The 3,799-nt window shown below is 72.8% G+C and carries 5 protein-coding genes; 1 reads left to right on the forward strand and 4 read right to left on the reverse strand.

Annotated elements, in window-relative coordinates:
* From D455_RS35690 to D455_RS0127375, 3 genes are all read right to left on the reverse strand, one after another.
* Positions 1–269: DUF5931 domain-containing protein (locus tag D455_RS35690; protein ID WP_275040914.1), on the reverse strand; the 269-nt coding region annotated here is incomplete at its 3' end.
* A gap of 3 nt (positions 270–272) precedes the next feature.
* Positions 273–1,193 (reverse strand): hypothetical protein, encoded by a 921-nt coding sequence (locus tag D455_RS0127370; protein WP_017573844.1) that lies wholly within the window; start codon positions 1,191–1,193, stop codon positions 273–275.
* Positions 1,190–1,987 (reverse strand): alpha/beta hydrolase, encoded by a 798-nt coding sequence (locus D455_RS0127375; protein ID WP_017573845.1) that lies wholly within the window; start codon positions 1,985–1,987, stop codon positions 1,190–1,192. Before D455_RS0127375 ends, D455_RS0127370 begins: the two co-directional genes overlap by 4 nt.
* Positions 1,988–2,385: 398 nt before the next feature.
* Here D455_RS0127375 and D455_RS0127380 point away from each other — a divergent pair, with 398 nt between their 5' ends.
* Complete coding sequence (locus D455_RS0127380; RefSeq protein ID WP_017573846.1) at positions 2,386–3,216, forward strand: lysophospholipid acyltransferase family protein; 831 nt, start codon at positions 2,386–2,388, stop codon at positions 3,214–3,216.
* Between the two features lie 135 nt (positions 3,217–3,351).
* Here the strand turns inward: D455_RS0127380 and D455_RS0127385 are convergent.
* Positions 3,352–3,799, reverse strand: a 448-nt coding sequence (locus D455_RS0127385; protein WP_017573847.1) for an ROK family protein, incomplete at its 5' end; no start/stop codon positions are given.

The following is a 3,799-nucleotide window of genomic DNA, read 5'->3' on the forward strand; positions in this document are numbered from 1 at the left end:
TAGAACGGCGTGGCCGCCGGCGCCGTGGCGAACAGGCAGGCGAAGGCCACCACGAGGTCGGCGACGAGCAGGCGCCAGGTCCGGTACCGGGGGCGGGCGTAACCGCGGGTGGTGACCAGCGTCCACCCGGCCATGACCGCCAGCACCGCCCACGCCAGCCAGGGCCGTGACAGGGGCTCGTGGTGCTGGACGGCGAGGAACAGGGCGTAGACCAGGGACGCTGCGCGGAAGACGGCGATGGCGCGCCAGAGGGGGACGTCGAAGCCCAGGGGTCAGACCACCGCCCCGTTGTCGGGTCCGCCGTCGCCGGGCGGACGGGAGTCGGTCATGCGCAGGATGAGCACGACGAAGCTGACCAGGAAGACCAGCACCGCGACGAACATCAGCCAGTTGGGCAGGTTGATCCCGAGGAAGGCCGCGCCGAACACCAGGACCGGCGCGCCCAGCAGCCCGAACCAGGAGGCGATGCCCACCCGATCGCCCTGGAGCAGGGGCGGCGGCGGTGGCGGCTCGTAGTGGCCCTCCAGCTCGTCCTCGGCCCGGCGGCGCGCCTCCCTCTCGGCCGTGTCGCCGTCCTCCCCGTCTCCGTCGTCCCCGGCGGCCCCTCCGGCCAGGAGGTCGCCGGCGGAGGGGGAGCCGTGCCCCGGGGTGCTCAGGTTCTCGGCGTCGGGCCAGGCCGCGCGGCGGCGCTGGCCCGGGGTGTCGGCGTCGTCGTAGAAGCGGGCGACGAGGTCGTTCCAGACCGCGTCCTCGTCCGCGGGCTCGGCGGGCGCGGCGTCGGGGTCGACGTTGTCGGGCGGCCCGTCCAGCAGATCGCCGCCCACGGGGGTGTCGGAAACCTCGTGCGCGGCGGAGGACTCGCCGCCCTCCTCCTCGGCCTCGGGGCGGGGCTCACCGCGCGGGGCCAGCAGGTCGGACGCGGCACCGGGCTGTTGGTCCAGATCGGGAAGCTCCGCGCCCAGCACCCGTTCGGCGGCGGACCGCTCCTCGGCGTCCACGTACAGGTGGTCGGTGGGCGGGTCGTCGTCCTGGTCTCCCTCCGGGTCCAGGACGTCCTCGTCCAGGGGCACGGCGTAGGCCGCGATGCCGCTGCGCCGGAGCGCCTCCAGCATCAGGTCGGCGTGCGGGGGCGCGAGCAGGATCAGGGGAACGTAGGCGTCGGCGAGCAGGCCGTTGCCCCGACGTTGCGTCATCGGTCGGCTCCTTCCCCGCTTCTACTGTGCTCTCGCACGAAGGCGAGGCTCCCGTCGAGGATGACGGCGGCGTCATGATCGAGGGTCGCCACGTGGTAACTGTCGTGGAGCAGGTGGATCACCAGCCTGGTGTTGACCGCTCTCCTAGCGAGGATACGCAGACTCCGCGGTCCGACGACGTGGTCCTGGGTACTCCGGTAGGCCAGAATCGGCGCTCGCAAACCGGACATGCCCTCCTGAACTTCGCGCCACAGCTTCGGGAGTGTCGCCGCGGCGGCGGTGGGGACCCGGTCATAGCCGCCCTCGGTGGTGTCATCCTTGGAGATGTCGCAGGCCAGGCCGGGTGTGGAGGGCATGACACGCGAGACCAGACGGCGAACCGGGGCGATGACGGGCAGACGCCGGTCCTCCACGGTGAGGGAGGGGTTGACGAGCACGGCCCCACGTACCAGGTCGGGGTGCCTCTGCGCCAGGCGCAGGGTGAGGGCTCCGCCCATGGACAGGCCCATGACGAACACCTCCTCGCAGCGCGAGGCCAGGTCCAGCAGGGCCCGCTCGACCTCGGCGAGCCAGTCGTCGCTGGTCGTGAGGTTCATGTCCTGCCAGACCGTGCCGTGGCCCGGCAGGCGGGGCACCTCGACGCTGAGCCCGGCGGCGGCCAGGTGCTCGCCCCAGGGCCGCATCGAGTACGGGGAACCGGTGAACCCGTGGCAGAGCAGGACGCCGACCCCCGAACCGCGGTGGCTGAACGGCTCCGCGCCCGGGATCAGGGAGAGGGCGTTGGTCGGTCTCACGGAACGTCTCCAGGAATCATGCGGTGCGCGGTGGTGGGGGTGCGGGCTGGCCGGAGCGCGGGGGACGCGCGGGATCCCGATCCCGGGTCCTGCGGTGAGGCTAGCCGTTCGGCGGGCTGTTCGCCATGAGTGCACAGTAACGTTCCCGCCCCGCGCACCGGAGGGCAGGCACCCGTCACACGGGACGACTGAGTATCCTCTTCTGAGTCGGGGCGGCGCCCCGTTTGGGGGCACTTTGGCAGTTGCCCCCGTGCGGTGGGAGGATGGCGCACGTCAGGCGGCGGCTCCCCCGTGATCCTCCGGGCGCGAACCCTCCCTGGCGATGTCGGCCGAGCGGGACAGTGAATCGTGGCAGACCCTGCCCAGTGCTCCCCGCGTGTGCAGGGGTGATCTGAGCGATGTTCTACTGGGTGGTCAAGGCGATCCTGGGGCCGGTTCTGGCCGTGCTGTGGCAGCCGCGCGCCGAGGGCGTGGAGAACGTGCCGCGCCGCGGTCCGGCCATCATGGTCAGCAACCACCTGTCGTTCTCCGACCACTTCTTCGGTCCGCTGCCGCTGCCGCGCAAGATCACCTTCCTGGCCAAGGCCGAGTACTTCACCGGCACGGGCGTGAAGGGCCTGGTGAGTCGGGCGTTCTTCACCGGCGTGGGCCAGATCCCCATCGACCGCTCGGGCGGCAAGGCCAGCGAGGCGGCGCTGCGCACCGGTCTGAGGGTGCTCAAGCGCGGCGACCTGCTGGGCATCTACCCCGAGGGCACCCGCTCCCCCGACGGCAAGCTGTACCGGGGCCGTACCGGTGTGGCACGGCTGGCGCTGGAGTCCAGGGCGCCGGTGGTTCCGATGGCGATGATCAACCTGGAGAAGATCATGCCCCCCGGCCGCACCGTGCCCAAGCTGGGCGTGCGCCCCAAGGTCAGGTTCGGCAAGCCGCTGGACTTCTCCCGCTACTACGGCATGGAGCGGGATCCCCGCGTGCTGCGGGCTGTCACCGACGAGATCATGTACGCGCTGATGGAGATGTCCGGTCAGGAGTACGTGGACCGCTACGCCCAGTCGGTCAAGGCCGAACTGGAGGCGGAGGCCAAGGAGGCCCGTCGCGAGCAGCACGCCAGCGACAAGGACCGCCGGCGGACCGAACGCGCGCGACGCAAGGAGGAGCGCCGGGCCCGCCGCGAGGAGAGGCGTGCGGCGCGCAAGGGCAGGGGCGGCGACGCCGACGCGCCGGAGTGATCCCCACGAGGTGAACCGCGGGGTGGCTCCGACTCGCACGACGCCCCGAGCCCCGGAAACGGCCGACGGCCCCCGCGACGTGTGGACGTCGCGGGGGCCGTCGCGTGTCGCCGCGGGCCCGGTCGGCCGGTCGGGTCAGTGCCGGGCGAGGTCACCCGCGCCCACGATGCCCGCCTCGCCCCCGAGCTCGGCCAGGCGCACCTCGGCCAGGCGGCGGCCGGGACGGCCCGGGACGTGACGCGCGAAGGAGGCGCGGACCGGGTCCAGCAGGATGGCACCGGCGTCGGAGACGCCGCCGCCCAGGACGAAGCACTCGGGGTCGAGGATGGCGGCGAGGTCGGCCAGGCCGATCCCGGCCCAGTCGCCGACCGTGGCGAAGCACTCCAGGGCCGCCCTGTCGCCCTCCAGCGCGGCCTGGGTGATGACCTGGCCCTCGATCTGGTCGATCACGCCGTCGGCGAGCTTGAGCATGCGCTCGGCGGCCACCGGGTCGGTGAGCGCCAGGTCCTGGGCCTCGGCGACCAGGGCGCGACCGCTGGCGTACTGCTCCCAGCAGCCGTGGTTGCCGCAGGCGCAGCGGCGG

It is taken from the genome of Nocardiopsis halotolerans DSM 44410 (genome assembly GCF_000341065.1).
GTDB lineage: Bacteria > Actinomycetota > Actinomycetes > Streptosporangiales > Streptosporangiaceae > Nocardiopsis > Nocardiopsis halotolerans.